Raw genomic sequence first — 16,288 nt, forward strand, 5'->3', positions numbered from 1 at the left:
AGTAAGCGATCTCACCCCGGGGGACACACAATGAGCGTCGACACCACTCCAGAGGCGACGACCGATGCTCGGATACCGCATCCGGCGTGGCGCCTGCCGGTCCTCGGGGACGTTCTCGGGATCAATATCCGGACACCGCTGCAGAACTCCGTGAGCATCGGCCGCGAACTCGGCCCGATCTTCGAGAGAAATGTCCTGGGAAATCGCTTCGTCTTCGCCTCGGGCGCGGACATGGTGGCAGAACTGTCCGACGAGTCCCGGTTCGCGAAGCACCTTGCACCTGGAGTCAAAGCACTCCGCGGAATCGGCGGCGACGGCCTGTTCACGGCGTACAACCACGAACCCAACTGGGGCAAGGCGCACAATCTCCTGGCACCGGCGTTCAGCCAGACTGCGATGCGCTCGTACCACCGCACCATGCTCGACGTGGCCGGCGAGTTGGTCGACCATTGGGACAGTCGTGAAAGTGACTCCCCCATCGACGTCTCCGCAGACATGACCAAGCTGACGCTGGAGACCATCGGACGCACTGGATTCAGCTACTCGTTCGACTCCTTCGAACGTGAAGAACAGCATCCGTTCGTCAAGGCAATGGTCGGCGCACTCTCCCATTCGCAGCGCACGACGTTCCTGAAGTCGACCGCCCTCGGGCGAGTGCTCGCACGTCGCGCCGATCAACGTGACGAGGTCCGCAAGGCGTACATGGCCGAGGTTGTGGACGAAGTGATCCGTGCCCGGCGGACAAGTACCGAACCGGGGCCCGAAGATCTTCTCGAACTGATGCTGCGGGCGGCACGCGAGAACGATCCCAACCGTATCGACGAACTGAACATCCGCCATCAGGTCGTGACCTTCCTCGTCGCCGGACACGAAACGACCTCCGGCGCATTGTCGTTCGCGCTGTACTACCTGTCACGAAACCCTGACGTGCTGGCCAAGGCGCAAGCCGAGGTCGACAAGGTATGGGAGAGCGAGGAGCCCGCCTTCGAGAAGATCGCGAAACTTCGATACGTACGACGCGTCCTCGACGAATCATTGCGTCTGTGGCCGACCGCTCCCGCCTACGGGCGCGCGGCGCTCGAAGACACGACGCTCGTCGGCAAGTATCCGATGAAGAAGGGCGATTGGATGCTCGTGCTCATCCCCTCACTTCATCGTGATCCGGTGTGGGGCAACGATCCCGAGGCGTTCGATCCGGATCGCTTCCTGCCCGCCAACATCAAAGCCAGGCCGGCGCACGTGTACAAGCCGTTCGGAACCGGTGAACGCGCCTGCATCGGAAGACAATTCGCTATTCACGAAGCGGTCCTCGTGTTGGGCACCATCTTGCAGAAATACACGATCGAGGCCGATCCGGACTACGAGTTGAAGGTAGCCGAACGGCTCACCCTGATGCCCGAAGGCTTCAACTTGACGGTCCGCCGACGCTGACCTCGCAAAACTGCGTCGCGCAACTCGGTTGAAACAGTCCCGAATGCGGTAATCCCTGAGGTGGCAGCAGCGAGCACCGGCGCACCCTGGGAGTTCACATGACAAAGAGGCCTGCAGTGGGAATCGTCTTACTCTCGGCGGCATTGGCCACGGGAGCTTGCTCGGCAAGCGTCGGGACGCCGCAAGTGGACAAGTCCGAAGTCGCAAGTCAGATCTCCACTCAACTAGCCGAGAAGATCGGCGAGCCACCCGACGACGTGACGTGTCCGGAGAACCTCGACGCCGAAGTCGGCGCATCGATCACGTGCGTCCTGACCGAGCAGGGCACCGAATACGACGTCACAGCTACCGTGACCAGCGTTGACGGTGAAAGTGCGAACTTCGACATCAAGGTCGCGGATGCGCCGAACAACTAACTGCTGTGCGCCTTTATTAACCGCCGGCGGTTAATAAAGGCGCACAGCAAGGCGTCAGAGACGCTCGATAATCGTCGCGTTCGCGGTGCCGCCACCTTCACAGATGGTCAGCAGGCCGTAACGACCGCCGGTGCGCTCGAGTTCGTTGAGCAGGGTTGCCATCAGCTTGGTGCCGGTCGCGCCGAGCGGGTGACCGAGTGCGATCGCGCCGCCGTTGACGTTGACCTTGGCCGGATCTGCGCCGATTTCCTTGATCCAGGCCAGGACGACCGGGGCAAAAGCTTCGTTGATCTCGACGATGTCGATGTCGTCGATGCTCAGGCCGGCCTTCGCGAGAGCATGCTTCGTGGCCGGGATCGGCGCACTGAGCATGAAGATCGGGTCGTCGCCGCGTGCGCTGAGGTGATGAATCCGGGCGCGGGGCTTGAGGTTGTACTTCTCCACCGCTTCCGCCGACGCCAGCAGCAGCGCACTCGCACCGTCGGAGATCTGGCTGGCCACTGCTGCGGTCATGCGTCCGTCTTCGACGAGAACCTTGAGCGTCGCCATCTTCTCGAGGCTGGTCTCGCGGGGTCCTTCGTCGACGGTCGCGTCACCCATGGCGACGATCTCGTTGTCGAAGCGACCTGCGGCGATTGCAGCCTTGGCGCGCTCATGGCTCTGCAGGGCCCACTTCTCGAGCTCTTCGCGGCTGATGTCCCACTTCTCGGCGATCATTTCGGCGCCCTTGAACTGCGAGACCTCCTGGTCACCGTAGCGCTCGGTCCAACCGACCGAACCCGAAGTCGGCGTGTCGAATCCGTACTGCTGACCGACGATCATCGCTGCCGAGATCGGAATCTGGCTCATGTTCTGAACGCCGCCGGCAACGATCAGATCCGCGGTGCCCGACAGGATGGCCTGAGCGCCGAAGTGCACTGCCTGCTGGCTCGAACCACACTGACGGTCGACGGTCACCCCGGGAACGTGCTCCGGGAATCCCGCTGCGAGCCAGGACATACGGGCGATGTTGCCGGCCTGGCCGCCGATGGCGTCGACGCAACCGAAGATCACGTCGTCGACGTCACTGGGGTCGATACCGGTGCGCTCGACCAGTGCCTTGACGACGTGCGCACCGAGATCGATGGGGTGCACGCCGGACAGCGCGCCGCCCCTCTTGCCGATCGGTGTGCGAATGGCGTCGACGATGTAAACCTCGGACATAGCGTTAGCTCCTAGTTTCGTTGTGCAGCAATAGTTCTTGAAGTTGATTCAGCAATAGCGTCTGAAGTTGTGGCCGGATCGGAGAGCCCGTCGAGCACGATCGCGAGATATTGAGCCGCGACGGCGTGCGCCGAGAGGGATCCACCCGGGCGGTACCAGCGAACCGCGACCCACACGGTGTCGCGCATGAAGCGGAAGACCAATTCGACGTCGATGTCGGAGCGGAAGGTCCCGTCCGCGACGCCGGCTTCGAGGACGCCGACCCACAGGTCCCGGAATTCGGTGTTGCGCTCGGCCAGGTAAGCGAAGCGCTCGTTCCCGACGAGGTGCTTGACCTCGTCCTGGTAGATCGCCACAGCCGAATGTGAGGCGTCGATGGCCTCGTACGACGTCACGACCAGTGCTTCGAGCGTCGCGCGACTGTCCAACCCCGCCGCGACGATCTCGCGGTATTTTCCGAAGAGTTCGTCGAGGAACTGGTGCAGGATCTCGTCGACCATCGACTCCTTGGAATCGAAATGGTGATACAGGCTGCCGGACAGGATCCCGGCGGCGTCGGCGATGTCGCGGACGGTCGTCGCGCGCACTCCGCGATCGGCGAAGAGCCCCGCCGCGATCTCGAGCAGCTCGTCGCGGCGCCCGGACTTGCCGTTTGATTCGTCGGAATTTCGAGGTGGCGTCATGTATTCAATCCTATCCAGGGCCTTCCCCTGTGCGCGGTCAGCGAGTCCAGGGGCTCCTTAACCGCGCACGGGGACGCTAGGCCCTCTGCGAAGAAACGGAGACGATCTCGCCGGTCATGTAGGTGGAGTAATCGCTGGCGAGCATCGCGATGACCGTTGCGATCTCCCAGACCTCCGCGGCGCGGCCGTAGGCCTCACCGGAAGCCAACTGGTCGAGCAGTTCCTCACTGGTGACCTTCGCCAGGAACGCGTGACGCGCAATGGAAGGCGAGACCGCGTTGATACGGACTCCGTACTCCGCTGCTTCGATGGCGCTGCACCGAGTCAGCGCCATGACGCCGGCCTTGGCTGCGGCGTAGTGCGCCTGGGAATGCTGCGCGCGCCAACCGAGAACGGACGCGTTGTTCACCAGAACACCGCCGTGGGGAACGCTCTTGAAGTACCGCAGGGCGGCGCGCGTCGAACGGAAGGTGCTGTTGAGTGTGATGTCGAGAACGCGATCCCACTGATCGTCCGTCATGTCGACGACGGGAGTTTCACCGCCAAGGCCCGCGTTGTTGACGACGATGTCGATACGTCCCAACTTCTCGGCGGCGCCGACGAACAACGCGTCGACCTGCTCGGTGCTCGATACATCGCAGATGATCGATTCGACCTGCTGACCGGGGAATTCGGCCTTCAGCTTCTCCACCGTCTCGCCGAGTCGACGCTCGTGGAAGTCGGAGACGAGAACGTCGCCGCCCTCGAGAAGCACCCTGCGCGCAGTGGAGAAACCGATGCCGGTTCCGGCTGCGGCGGTGATGATCGCCTTCTTGCCCGCGAGCAGTCCGTGGCCCGGGGTTTCCTCCGGCGCAACGGAAAGCGGGGACGCGGCTTTGGTGTCAGACATTAACGGGCCTCTCGGGGAAGACCGAGCACGCGCTCGGAAATGATGTTGCGCTGAATTTCGTTGGAGCCGCCGTAAATCGTGTCGGCGCGGGTGAAGAGGAAGAGGCGTTGCCATTCGTCGAGCTCGAGGTGCTCGGGATCGGTGATGTCCGAGGCATTGCCTTCGGAATCCGCCCACGGTGCAACCAACGACGACGCACCCTGCACGTCCATCGCCAGCTGTCCCAGATCACGATGCCAGTTGGCCCACAACAGTTTTGCGACGGACGCTTCTCCGCCACCGGTTCCGGCGTCGACCGCGTCGAGAGTGCGCATCGCGTGGGCGCGCATCACGCGCAGTCCGACCCACGCGCGGGCGATCTTTTCGCGAATGTGCGGATCCTGGTCACTGCCATTGGCTTTCGCCAGGTCGACGACGCCTTGGAGCTCGCGGGCAAATCCGATCTGCTGTCCGAGCGTCGATACACCGCGCTCGAAGGTGAGCAGCCCCATCGCGATCTTCCAGCCCTCGCCGGGTTCCCCGACCACCAGATCGGCATCGGTGACGGCGTCGTCGAAGAAGACCTCGTTGAACTCCGATGTGCCGGTGAGCTGCTGAATGGGCCGAACTGTCACACCGGGCTGATCCAACGGGACAAGCAGGAAGCTCAACCCCTGGTGACGCTTGGAGCCCACCTCGGTGCGGCAGACCACGAAGCACCACTGCGCGACGTGAGCCAGTGAGGTCCACACCTTCTGGCCGTTGATGATCCACTTGCCGTCTTCGAGGCGTGCGGTCGTGGAGACGTTCGCGAGGTCGGAACCGGCGCCGGGCTCGGAGTAGCCCTGCGACCACAGTTCACTGACCGTGTTGATGCCAGGAAGGAATCGGCGCTTCTGCTCGTCGGTGCCGTACGCGATCAGCGTCGGGCCGAGCAGCTCTTCACCGATGTGGCTGACGCGAGCGGGCGCACCGGCCTTCGCGTACTCCTGATGGAAGATGACCTGCTGGGAGATGCTTGCTCCCCGCCCGCCGAACTCCTTCGGCCACCCGAGGCACGTCCACCCCGACGCTGCGAGGTGCTTGTCCCACTCGAGTCGTTGCTCGAAGAACTCGTGCTCACTGCCGGGGCCGCCCTTACCCTTGAGCTGGGCGAATTTGCCCGTCAAGTTCTCGGCCAACCACTGCGCGACCGTGGCCGCAAACTCGTCGTCCGTCATCTGCCCGTCCGGGCTCTCGCTCTGGTCCACATATGTAAGATAACCTACCAAGCACTTGCTAGGTAGCGTGTCAGGTAGGAGTCCAGTGACCGAACAACCGAGAACCATCCCATCAGCCCTCATCCGGGCCGCCGAGGAGTTCGGTGAGCGCGCGGCTATCGCCGATGGCGACACCCGACTGACCTTCGCACAGCTACATCAGCGCGTCCGCGATTTCGCCGGCGCACTGATCAACCGTGGGGTGAAGGCAGGCGACCGCGTCGTCATCTGGGCGCCCAACACGTACCACTGGGTGATCGCCCTGCTCGGCGCTCAGTACGCCGGCGCAGCCATCATCCCGATCAACACGCGCTACACCGGCACCGAAGCACTCGACATCATCGAGCGCGTCGACGCAGCTGCCCTGGTGGTCGTCGGCACGTTCCTCAAGGCCGACCGGTACCAGCAGTTGCTCGACGCCAATCCGGACCTGAGGATCCCCACCGTCATCCAGGTACCGATCGACGGGGACGACGACCGTGACGGCGTCATCGAGTTCGAGGACTTCCTCGCGCTCGCCACCGACGCCGCCCGCACCGAAGCCGACGCGCGTGCTGCGAAGGTGCAGCCAGACGACGTCAGCGACATCCTCTTCACCTCCGGCACCACGGGGCGCAGCAAGGGTGCGATCACCGCGCATCGTCAGTCCATCGCTGTCGCCAAGTCGTGGGGTGAATGCGCCGAGGTCACCGCCGACGACAACTTCCTCATCATCAGCCCGTTCTTCCACACCTTCGGGTACAAGGCCGGAATCCTGGTCTGCCTGTTGAACGGTGCGACGATCGTGCCGGTGTCCGTCTTCAACATCGACGACACCCTCGCATTGGTCAGCAGCGAGAAGATCAGCATCCTGCCTGGCGCCCCGACGATCTACCAGACCATCCTCGATCATCCCCGCCGCAGCGAATACGACCTGTCCTCGCTCCGCATCGCGATCACGGGCGCAGCACCCGTGCCGGTTGCCCTCGTCGAGCGCATGCAAGCAGAGCTTTTCGACGCCGTCCTCACGGCATACGGTTTGACCGAGGCAGTGGTTGCGACCATGTGCCGCACCGACGACGACCCGGTCACCGTCTCCACCAGTTCCGGCCGCGCGACAGCCGATTTCGAGGTCAAGATCGGCGACCAAGGCGAGATCCTGCTTCGCGGACCGAACGTCATGCTCGGGTACCTCGACGACCCGGAATCCACCGCCAAGGCAATCGACGTCGACGGCTGGCTGCACACCGGAGACGTCGGAACCCTCGACGAGCGCGGATATCTCGACATCACCGACCGTCTGAAAGACATGTACGTCAGCGGCGGATTCAACGTCTACCCCGCCGAGATCGAGGGCATGTTGGCTCGCCTGCCCGGCGTCCACGAGTCTGCTGCCATCGGCATCCCCGATCACCGGATGGGAGAGGTGGGCCGCGTCTACATCGCCCAACTCGACGGTGCCGGCCTCACCGAAGAGTCGGTGATCGCTTTCCTCAAGGAGAAGATCGCAGGCTTCAAGGTGCCTCGCGAGGTGCGCTTCGTCGATCACCTGCCCCGTAACCCTTCGGGCAAGGTCCTCAAAACGGTTCTGCGCGAGGAACAATCATGACCGTTCCCTTCGAAGCCGACGTCGTGACCTACGAGGTTCGCGACTCGGTCGCCGTCGTGACCTTGAATCGTCCCGACTACCGCAATGCCCAGAACTCGGTCGTGACGTACGCCCTCGACGCGGCATTCCAGCGCGCTGTCGAGGACGATGACGTGAAGGTGATCGTCCTGGCAGGCAACGGACCTCACTTCAGTGCCGGTCACGACCTGGGAACTCCGGGACGCGACCATCACGTGGAGTACGAGAACAAGGCCACCATGTGGTGGGATCACGTCGACAAGCCAGGCGGTGACCAGCGTTTCGCTCGCGAGATGGAGGTCTACCTGGGCATGTGCCGCCGTTGGCGGGAGATCCCCAAGCCCACCATCGCGATGGTGCAAGGCGCCTGCATTGCCGGCGGGCTCATGCTCGCCTGGGTCTGCGACATGATCGTCGCGGCCGACGACGCCTTCTTCTCCGATCCCGTTGTCCGCATGGGCATCCCCGGCGTCGAATACTTCGCTCACCCGTGGATGGTCGGTTCACGATTCGCCAAGGAAATGCTCTTCACCGGCGATAGGTTCACCGCGCAACGTGCATACGAAATCGGCATGGTGAACCGCGTCGTCGCCCGCAAGCATCTCGAGAAGGAGACGTTCGAGCTCGCCGGACGTATCGCCGAGATGCCGCGCTTCGGACTGGCTTTGACCAAGAAGGCCGTCAATCAGTGCGAGGATCAGATGGGGATGCGCAACGGCATCGACTCCGTCTTCGGTCTGCATCACTTCGCTCACGCTCACAACGCCGAAGTCGGCAAGGACTCGCTTGGTGGACTCGACGCCAAAGCTATGGCTGCCAGTGCTCGCACACCGCAGGAAGGAACAAACTAGTGGATCTCGTATTCGACGACGCCACAACCGCATTCCGTGACGAGGTTCGCTCGTTCCTGGAAGCGAATGTGCCCGCAACTCCCCTGAAGTCGATGGATACCGCCGAAGGCTTCGAAGAGCACCGTCAGTGGGAGCACACTCTCGCCGACGCCGGCTACGCCGTCGTCTCCTGGCCCAAGGAACTCGGTGGACGCGATGCATCCCTGCTCGAGTGGGTCATCTTCGAGGAGGAGTACTACCGCTCGGGCGCGCCCGGCCGCGTAAGCCAGAACGGCATCTTCTTGTTGGCTCCCACACTGTTCGAGCATGCAAATGCCGAGCAGTTGGCTCGCATCATGCCGCGCATGGCTCGTGCCGACGACATCTGGGCCCAGGCCTGGTCCGAGCCCGAGTCCGGTTCCGACCTCGCAAGCCTGCGTTCGAGTGCGAAGAAGGTCGACGGGGGCTGGTTACTCAACGGTCAGAAGACGTGGAGCTCGCGCGCAAGCTACGCCGACTGGGGCTTCGGCTTGTTCCGCTCCGATCCGGATGCGCAGCGCCACAAGGGCATCACGTATTTCATGTTCGACCTGCGCTCGAAGGGCGTCACCGTTCGCCCGATCGATCAGCTCGACGGTGAGCCCGGCTTCGCCGAGATCTTCCTCGAAGACGTCTTCGTTCCGGACGACCCGGCCAACCCAGGTGAGTCGGGTGTGATCGGAAACGTCAACGAAGGTTGGCGGGTCGCGATGAGCACCGCGAGCAACGAGCGTGGTCTCTCGCTGCGCAGCCCCGGCCGCTTTCTCGCCACCGTCGACCGCCTGCTCGAGCTGTACAAGTCCAGCGGACGCACCGACGACAGCGCTCTGCGCAACCAGGTCGCCGACGCCTGGATCGGCGCTCGCGCTTACCAACTCAACACATTCGGCACCGTCACCCGTCTGGCCGACGGTGGACAGCTCGGCGCCGAGTCCTCGATCAACAAGGTCTTCTGGTCCGAGTGGGATATCGCCACCCACGAGACTGCTCTCGAACTTCAGGGCCCTGAAGCCGAGTTGGCCGACAACTGGATGGACGGATACCTGTTCTCCCTGTCCGGCCCGATCTACGCAGGCACCAACGAGATTCAGAAAAACGTCATCGCTGAGCGTCTGCTCGGCCTACCGAAGGCGGACCGATGAGATTCGCGCTCGACTCCTCCCACCAGGACTTCGCTGCAAGCATCGATGCACTGCTGACCAAGTCCGACATGCCCGCCGTCATCCGTTCGTGGAACGACGGTGACACCGAGCCGGGCAAGAAGCTCTGGCAGCGCCTCGCCGAGACCGGCGTCAACGGTCTCGTCATCTCCGAAGAGCACGACGGACTCGGCGCCGACGCCGTCGACCTGGTCGTTGCGCTCGAACAGCTCGGTCGGCACGCAGTACCCGGACCGGTCGTCGAAACGATCGCCGTGGCGCCGACGCTCCTGGCCTCCGTTGCACCGGAACGTCTCTCTGCTCTCGCCGAGGGTTCGCTGGCAACTGTCGCAGCTCCCCCGCGCACACCGTTCGCGCTCGACGCCGATGCGGTGGATCTGGTTCTGCTCGCGCAGGACGGTGCCGTATCACTCGGTGTCCCTGGCGAACCCAAGGCATCGGTGGATCTCTCCCGCAAGCTCTACGAGGTTTCCGCCGGCGAATCACTGGGCTCCGCCGACTTCTCGGCCGCCTTCGACATGGGCGCTCTTGCCACTGCCGCGCAGTTGCAGGGCCTGGGACAGACACTGCTCGAGGTCACCACCGAATACGCGAAGCAGCGCAAGCAGTTCGGCAAGGTCATCGGACAGTTCCAGGCCATGAAGCACCACCTGGCCGAGGTTGCCGTCTCCCTCGAGATGGCTCGCCCCCTGCTGCACGGCGCCGCACTGTCGGTTCGCGATCAGTCGGCCGACGCCTCACGTGACATCTCTGCAGCCAAGGTCGCGTGCGGGGATGCTGCGTACAAGGCCGCTCGCGTCGGACTCCAGGTTCACGGCGCCATCGGCTACACGATGGAACACGATCTCTCCTTGTGGCTCACCAAGGTACGGGCGCTGCTCACCGCGTGGGGCACACCGTCCGAGCATCGCGCACGCGTCGTCGAAGCGCTGGTTGCATCATGAGCATCGACACCGAAGACCAGGCAGCATTGCGCGCATCGGTACGCGATCTCCTGAGCAAGCATTCCGACTCCGCTGCCGTCCGCGCCGCCATCACCACAGAGATCGGCTACGACGCCGCTTTGTGGAGCAAGCTGTGCGAGCAGATCGGCGTCGCCGCGTTGGCGATTCCGGAGGAGTTCGACGGCGTCGGAGCAGGTTTGGGCGAGGTACACGTGGTCCAGGAGGAATTGGGCCGCACGCTGACCCCGTCACCGATGCTGGGTTCGGCGATTCTTGCCGCACAGGCACTGCTGCTTTCCGGTGACGACGACGCATGCTCACGACTGCTGCCCGGTGTCGCGTCCGGCGAGAGCACGCTGGCCCTGTGCTGGGCAGGTGCCGCGGGTTGGAGCACCTTCGGCGTCGAGGCAACCGAAGACGCGTTGACCGGCACGGCGTCGTACGTCCTCGACGGACACGTCGCAGACACCCTGCTCGTTCTCACGGCCGACGGGTTCTACGAAGTGGATCCAGCGGCCGAAGGCGTCTCCCGCCGACGCGTCCCCACCATGGATCCGACGCGAACGCTGGCGGAGGTCACGTTCTCCGGTGTTCGTGGTCGGCCACTGGAGTGGTCCGAAGATCTGGTCGATCGGATCCGAACCGTCGTTCTGATCGCCTTGTCTGCTGAACAGGTCGGAGCGGCAGCAGCGATCGTCGAACAGACCGTGGAATACACCAAGTCGCGCAAGCAGTTCGGTCGCGCGATCGGTTCTTTCCAGGCCCTCAAGCACCGGATGGCCGACATGTACACGTTGGTCGAGACGGCGAGGTCGATGACGTACGCCGCCGTGGCGACGCAGTCGGCGGACGACGCGGCAGTGGCGAAGGTCTACTGCTCGGAAGCCTTGCAGCAGATCACCTCCGAAGCAGTTCAGCTGCACGGCGGAATCGCGATCACCTGGGAGCACGACGCTCAGCTGTACTTCAAGCGTGCACACGGCAGCGCTCAGCTTTTCGGTCAGCCGAGCACCTACCTGCCGAGCCTCGCGCAGGCAGCGGGCCTCTAGGAGACGTCGGTGCTTGTTCGCTCGGGATTGCGAGCGAACAAGCACCACTGGTGCCCAGTCAGTGGAATGCCCAGCAGATTAATAGCGCTGGATCGCGCAGAATCGGTCACCAGACAGCTGTCCATCCCACAGACCGGAGTTTTCTCGTGAATCGATTCGACGACAAGCGCGTCCTCATCAGCGGCGCAGGATCCGGAATCGGCCAGGCCACCGTTGCCCGCATCCTGGCAGAAGGTGGCACCGTCGTCGCCGCCGACATTTCCGAGACCGGCCTCGAACAGACGCTGAACACCGCGAAGGACGCCGGCCACTCCGATCGCCTCACCACGGTGAAGGTCGACATCTCCAGCGAAGAGTCTGTTCGCGAACAGGTCGGCGCTGCGCTCAAGGCTCTGGGCGGCCTCGACGTGCTGGTCAATGCGGCGGGCATTCTGCGCTCCGCACACACCCACGAGATGACACTCGATTTCTGGAACACCGTCATCGGGGTCAACCTCACCGGAACATTCCTCATGACGAGGGAGTCCCTGCCGGCACTGCTCGAAAGCGGGGCAGGCGTCGTGGTCAACTTCAGTTCCACGTCGGCCACCTTCGCCCACCCGTATATGACGGCATATGCGGCGTCGAAGGGTGGAATCCAATCCTTCACGCACGCACTTGCACTCGAGTACAGCAAGCAGGGCCTTCGCGCCGTGGCCGTCGCACCCGGCAGCATCGCTTCGGGCATGACCTCCGATCCCGGCTTCCCGGCCGACATCGACTTCACGCTGCTCGGCAAGCTGGCCCCGGCAATCGGTGAGGGTTTCGCGCCCCCGTCCGCCGTCGCCGGCGTGATCGCGATGCTCGCTTCCGAAGACGGCTCGTTTGTCACCGGAACGGAAATCCGCATCGACGGCGGCACGCATATGTGACCACTTGCTGTGCGCCTTTATTAACCCCCGGCGGTTAATAAAGGCGCACAGCAGCGAGGCGGCATACTTATCTCGTCGCCCGGAACCGGTCCGGCGGTACGACGTGCGGTGGGGAGCCAGCGGTGAGCGAGTCAACAGGCACTACGAACCTCGAGCCCGTGCTGATCAGTCCCGTCGTCGGCGGAAAGATCCGCACCTGGTCCGAGGACGAGACCCGCTTGTGGAGCGTCGACGATCCCGCGGCGCTCGGCGCACTGTTGGGACGCGGTCTCGTAGCCCGTACGACCCTGCCGGACAACAAGTTCCGAGAGGTTGCGTTTCTGGATACCCGGACCCAGGCCCTCACTGTGCAGCCGCGCTTCGCTTCCCCTGACAGCACTGCACTTGCCGCACCGTTCAAGCTCACCGAGGCGTCGGCCCCGACGTCCGACGCTTGGGAAGATCTCGAATCGGTACTCGCGTCGGTCGCGATCTCCGCTGCTGGACGTGGCGAATTCTGGCTCGCGGAACTCGGCGGGTGGGATTCTCCGCACGAGCCGAACTGCCTCTTCACGACCGTCGACGAATCGGGACTGGCCAACGCGGTCATGGAGGCCACCCCCGCGCCCGCCGGAACCGGCGTCTGGCCGGAGGTTCCGAGCGGACAAACCGGCGTTTCCGTTTCGGCACCAGCCTCACAGGACACCATCGAGGCTGCCGGAATCTTCGCGGTATCAGCGATCGAGACGTGGGGCGTCACACCGTGGGACATCAACCTCACTTTCGGCAAACTGGTCGATTTCGCCTGATCAGCGGCGCCGACACGCGGCGGTGAGTTGTACGTCTCCCCTCAGCCGACGGCTCACGGTTCGTCACAACACGCCCGATGGCGACGACATCGGGCCCCTCGGTGGGCATACTGAGGGAACTGGGGTTACTCCCGGTCACAAATACCCGTGGATCCGCGTCGGGGCGGGTGCGGTCCGACAACACGCGAGCAGCCACAGACACTGGCGGCTCCGAAAGGTTCAATCATGGCAACCGACCAATTACAGACGGTTGTATTGCACGGCGACCAGCTCAAGTACGTCGACCAAGGCAGTGGCCCCGTTGTGGTGCTCATTCACGGCCTACTGGGCGCGCACTCCAATTGGGAGCCGCAGATCGAGACGCTCTCGCGTCATTACCGCGTGATCGCCCCTGATCTCTTCGGACATGGTGCGTCGGACAAGCCTGCCGGCGACTATTCACTCAGTGCTCACGCCGCCACCGTTCGCGACCTCCTCGAAGCCCTCGATATTCCGTCGGCCACCCTCGTCGGTCACTCCCTCGGTGGTGGGATCGCGATGCAGACGCTGTACCTGTTCCCCGACCGGGTGGAGCGGCTGTGCCTGGTGGCCAGCGGCGGACTCGGCCCCGAGGTGAGCCCACTCCTGCGCGCGGCGACTCTGCCCGGCAGCGAACTGGTACTTCCCGTTCTCGCGTCCAGGACGCTGACCGACGTGACGGACAAAGCGCTCGGACTTTTCAACAAGATCGGCCTGTTCAAGCTCGGTGCCAGCGCGAGTGAGGCCCGTAAGAGCTTTGCTTCGGTATCGGACGCGTCGACACGTCAGGCATTTCTGGCGACCGCGCGATCGGTCATCAACTACAGCGGCCAAACCGTCAATGCCACTCCGCATTTCGCCAACTTCAAGAACCTGCAGGCACTACTGGTGTGGGGCGAGGAAGACACCATCATCCCCAACGCCCACACCGAGAATGCTCGCGCCGAACTACCGCTGGGGCGGGTGGAGATATTCAAGCGCGCCGGGCATTTCCCGCACCTTGACTATCCGGATCGCTTCGACCGTGTCTTCTCCGAATTCATGACGGACTGCGGAGTCGGTATCGGCACCGGACCCAAGGCCGTCAGCAGCTGAACTAGCTCCCCGCAACCAGCTCTTCGAGGTAGCTCGCCACCCCGTCCTCGTCGTTCGTGGGCAAAATTCGGTCGGCGAGCTCGATGACCTCGGCTCTGGCGTTGGCGGGCGCCAGAGCCGTTCCGGCCCAGGCCAGCATCGCAACGTCGTTGAAGGCGTCACCGGCCGCGGCCACTTCCGACGCGTCGATGCCGTCGATCGCGCACAACTGCGCGAGAGCGCTGGCCTTCGAGACGCCCGCCGCTGCCATTTCCATGTACGGGGCCCCGGAGTGGGTCAACTCCACACCCTCGATACCCGCAGCGACCGCTGTTCGGTACAGGTCGGCGCCGGGAACCTCGGCATGCCGGGCCACGATCTTGACCATCGGCTCCACGTCCAGCGGCAGCGTATCGGCGAGCACCATCTCGTGCAGGTGCCGGTGATGGTCCGCGAACTCGCACAGAGCGGCATACTCCGGCTCGGCAAAGAACTGCGTGGGTCCGACGTTCGCGAACACGACGCCCGGAATCAGAGCGCGAACCTGCTCCATAGCCGTTGCAGCCAAAGATGTTTCGATCGAAACGGTGTCGACGATCTCCGGAGTCCCGTCCGCCAGGTCGAGAATGACAGCTCCGTTGGCACACACAGCTTTACCGCGAAATCCGCACGAGCTCGCCAACGTGTGTACCGAATGCCTGGCCCGGGCCGTCGCCCACACAACTTCGATCCCCGCGAGCCGCGCGTTCTCCATGGCCTGCGCGGTTCGCGCTGAAATCGTTCGGTCGGAGCGCAGCAGGGTGCCGTCGAGGTCGGTTGCGAACATACGAATGCGGGTCACCAGACCATGATGGCAGTCCGTTCGCAACCCTCACCAACTACATGACATGGACAGTTGCTCTGTCAATTACCTGACTGGGTATCGAGAAGGTGCCGACGCATCTCGCCGAAGACCACACTCAGCCGCTCGACATCTCGCGGGCTCAGCAGATCGAACATGCCCTCCCGTACTGCGGCTACATGCGCCGGGCTTGCCGACGCCAATTTCTCGGCACCCTGGTCGGTCAGCTCCGCATTAGCGCCCCTCTTGTCGTCGACACACTCGACCCTGCGCACCCAACCGGCACCGACCAGCCGATTGACGGCCCTGGTCACACCACTTCGGGTCGCCATCACAGCATCGGCGAGCTCACTCATGCGCAGTTGCCGCCCAGGCGCTTCGGATAGAGCAACCAACAGTTCGAAGTCCGTGAACGAAATGTCGGAGTCTCGCATCAATTGTTGGTCGAGCACACGCTGCAGCAGTCGCGTCGAGTCCAGATACGCCCGCCAGGCCGATTGCTCCGAGTCGGTCAACCACCGCACTGATTCCATAACGCCAGCATATCCGAAGTAGTTGACAACGAAATCAAATGAGCTATTCTCAATGTGGTTGATCAGTCAACTACTTGTTCGAAGTGAAGATTCAACCGGGAGGCGGGCGCCATGAGCGACGACAACGCAGTGCAGGTCGACAACGCAGTGCGGTTCGAGGAACGCCGGGCCGAGATCAGGGATCGACATCTGCTCCCCGCCGACAAACGACCCGCATCGACCGCACGCGGCCTGCACCATACGGCCCTGATCAGCAGTGACGTCGAACGAACCGTGAAGTTCTACCAGGATCTCCTCGGATTCCCACTCACCGAGTTGATCGAGAACCGTGACTATCCCGGGTCGTCGCACTTCTTCTTCGACATCGGCAATGGCAACCTTCTGGCGTTCTTCGACTTCCCGGGTCTCGACGTGGGCCCGTACCAAGAAGTACTCGGCGGCCTCCACCACATCGCGATCAGCGTCGAACCCGCCAAGTGGGCGAAGCTACGTACCAGACTGACCGAGGCCGGCGTCGAACTGATCGAGCACAGTGAGGTTTCGCTGTACTTCCGCGATCCCGACGGCGCTCGACTCGAACTGATCGCAGACCCACTCGGTGAGATGTACGGCAATCACGTCCTCTGAAAACTTGC

The 16,288-nt window shown here is 63.5% G+C and carries 17 protein-coding genes; 11 read left to right on the forward strand and 6 right to left on the reverse strand.

Annotation, left to right across the window (positions count from 1 at the left end; genetic code table 11):
* Positions 1 to 30: 30 nt before the first annotated feature.
* Together ASU23_RS28750 and ASU23_RS28755 are read left to right on the forward strand one after the other, a co-directional pair.
* Positions 31 to 1,431 (forward strand): cytochrome P450, encoded by a 1,401-nt coding sequence (locus ASU23_RS28750; protein WP_058039205.1) that lies wholly within the window; start codon positions 31 to 33, stop codon positions 1,429 to 1,431.
* Positions 1,432 to 1,529: 98 nt separating this feature from the next.
* Positions 1,530 to 1,847: a DUF4333 domain-containing protein gene (locus ASU23_RS28755; protein WP_232329980.1), complete on the forward strand. Its 318-nt coding sequence runs from the start codon at positions 1,530 to 1,532 to the stop codon at positions 1,845 to 1,847.
* Between the two features lie 54 nt (positions 1,848 to 1,901).
* Here the strand turns inward: ASU23_RS28755 and ASU23_RS28760 are convergent, their stop codons facing one another.
* The 4 genes from ASU23_RS28760 to ASU23_RS28775 all read right to left on the reverse strand — a co-directional run bounded on the left by ASU23_RS28760 (position 1,902) and on the right by ASU23_RS28775 (position 5,851).
* Entirely contained in the window at positions 1,902 to 3,050 is a 1,149-nt protein-coding gene (locus ASU23_RS28760) for an acetyl-CoA C-acetyltransferase (protein WP_007734192.1), read from the reverse strand.
* A gap of 11 nt (positions 3,051 to 3,061) precedes the next feature.
* The gene (locus ASU23_RS28765) at positions 3,062 to 3,733 is read right to left on the reverse strand and encodes a TetR/AcrR family transcriptional regulator (protein ID WP_003945807.1); all 672 of its coding nucleotides are present in this window, start codon (positions 3,731 to 3,733) and stop codon (positions 3,062 to 3,064) included.
* 76 nt (positions 3,734 to 3,809) lie between these two features.
* Positions 3,810 to 4,622, reverse strand: coding sequence for an SDR family oxidoreductase (locus ASU23_RS28770; RefSeq protein ID WP_003945582.1), 813 nt, complete (start codon positions 4,620 to 4,622; stop codon positions 3,810 to 3,812).
* On the reverse strand, positions 4,622 to 5,851 hold the full coding sequence (locus ASU23_RS28775) for an acyl-CoA dehydrogenase family protein (RefSeq protein WP_007734188.1): 1,230 nt from the start codon (positions 5,849 to 5,851) through the stop codon (positions 4,622 to 4,624). The genes ASU23_RS28770 and ASU23_RS28775 overlap by 1 nt, the downstream gene beginning before the upstream one ends.
* Positions 5,852 to 5,906: 55 nt before the next feature.
* Here ASU23_RS28775 and ASU23_RS28780 point away from each other — a divergent pair, with 55 nt between their 5' ends.
* From ASU23_RS28780 to ASU23_RS28815, 8 genes are all read left to right on the forward strand, one after another.
* Positions 5,907 to 7,448 (forward strand): FadD3 family acyl-CoA ligase, encoded by a 1,542-nt coding sequence (locus tag ASU23_RS28780; protein ID WP_021332413.1) that lies wholly within the window; start codon positions 5,907 to 5,909, stop codon positions 7,446 to 7,448.
* On the forward strand, positions 7,445 to 8,317 hold the full coding sequence (locus tag ASU23_RS28785) for an enoyl-CoA hydratase (RefSeq protein ID WP_058039207.1): 873 nt from the start codon (positions 7,445 to 7,447) through the stop codon (positions 8,315 to 8,317). The genes ASU23_RS28780 and ASU23_RS28785 overlap by 4 nt, the downstream gene beginning before the upstream one ends.
* Entirely contained in the window at positions 8,317 to 9,477 is a 1,161-nt protein-coding gene (locus tag ASU23_RS28790; protein ID WP_007734181.1) for an acyl-CoA dehydrogenase family protein, read from the forward strand. Before ASU23_RS28785 ends, ASU23_RS28790 begins: the two co-directional genes overlap by 1 nt.
* Positions 9,474 to 10,439: an acyl-CoA dehydrogenase family protein gene (locus ASU23_RS28795; RefSeq protein ID WP_058039208.1), complete on the forward strand. Its 966-nt coding sequence runs from the start codon at positions 9,474 to 9,476 to the stop codon at positions 10,437 to 10,439. Before ASU23_RS28790 ends, ASU23_RS28795 begins: the two co-directional genes overlap by 4 nt.
* A complete protein-coding gene (locus ASU23_RS28800; protein ID WP_021332412.1) occupies positions 10,436 to 11,488 on the forward strand; it encodes an acyl-CoA dehydrogenase family protein in 1,053 nt (350 codons plus the stop codon). The genes ASU23_RS28795 and ASU23_RS28800 overlap by 4 nt, the downstream gene beginning before the upstream one ends.
* 146 nt (positions 11,489 to 11,634) lie before the next feature.
* The gene (locus tag ASU23_RS28805) at positions 11,635 to 12,399 is read left to right on the forward strand and encodes an SDR family NAD(P)-dependent oxidoreductase (protein WP_054827265.1); all 765 of its coding nucleotides are present in this window, start codon (positions 11,635 to 11,637) and stop codon (positions 12,397 to 12,399) included.
* A 122-nt stretch (positions 12,400 to 12,521) separates the two neighbouring features.
* Positions 12,522 to 13,187: a hypothetical protein gene (locus ASU23_RS28810; RefSeq protein ID WP_058039209.1), complete on the forward strand. Its 666-nt coding sequence runs from the start codon at positions 12,522 to 12,524 to the stop codon at positions 13,185 to 13,187.
* A gap of 225 nt (positions 13,188 to 13,412) precedes the next feature.
* Positions 13,413 to 14,300, forward strand: a complete 888-nt coding sequence (locus tag ASU23_RS28815) for an alpha/beta fold hydrolase (RefSeq protein ID WP_058039210.1) — start codon at positions 13,413 to 13,415, stop codon at positions 14,298 to 14,300.
* Between the two features lies 1 nt (position 14,301).
* On the opposite strand, the gene ASU23_RS28820 is transcribed toward ASU23_RS28815, so the two are convergent.
* Both ASU23_RS28820 and ASU23_RS28825 read right to left on the reverse strand, forming a co-directional pair.
* A complete protein-coding gene (locus ASU23_RS28820) occupies positions 14,302 to 15,120 on the reverse strand; it encodes a Cof-type HAD-IIB family hydrolase (RefSeq protein WP_058039211.1) in 819 nt (272 codons plus the stop codon).
* 62 nt (positions 15,121 to 15,182) lie between these two features.
* Positions 15,183 to 15,653 (reverse strand): MarR family winged helix-turn-helix transcriptional regulator, encoded by a 471-nt coding sequence (locus ASU23_RS28825; RefSeq protein ID WP_058039212.1) that lies wholly within the window; start codon positions 15,651 to 15,653, stop codon positions 15,183 to 15,185.
* Between the two features lie 111 nt (positions 15,654 to 15,764).
* Between ASU23_RS28825 and ASU23_RS28830 the strand changes: the two genes are divergently transcribed.
* Positions 15,765 to 16,280, forward strand: a complete 516-nt coding sequence (locus ASU23_RS28830) for a VOC family protein (RefSeq protein ID WP_058039213.1) — start codon at positions 15,765 to 15,767, stop codon at positions 16,278 to 16,280.
* Positions 16,281 to 16,288: the final 8 nt, after the last annotated feature.

This window comes from Rhodococcus sp. KB6, assembly GCF_001445685.1.
GTDB lineage: Bacteria > Actinomycetota > Actinomycetes > Mycobacteriales > Mycobacteriaceae > Rhodococcus_F > Rhodococcus_F qingshengii.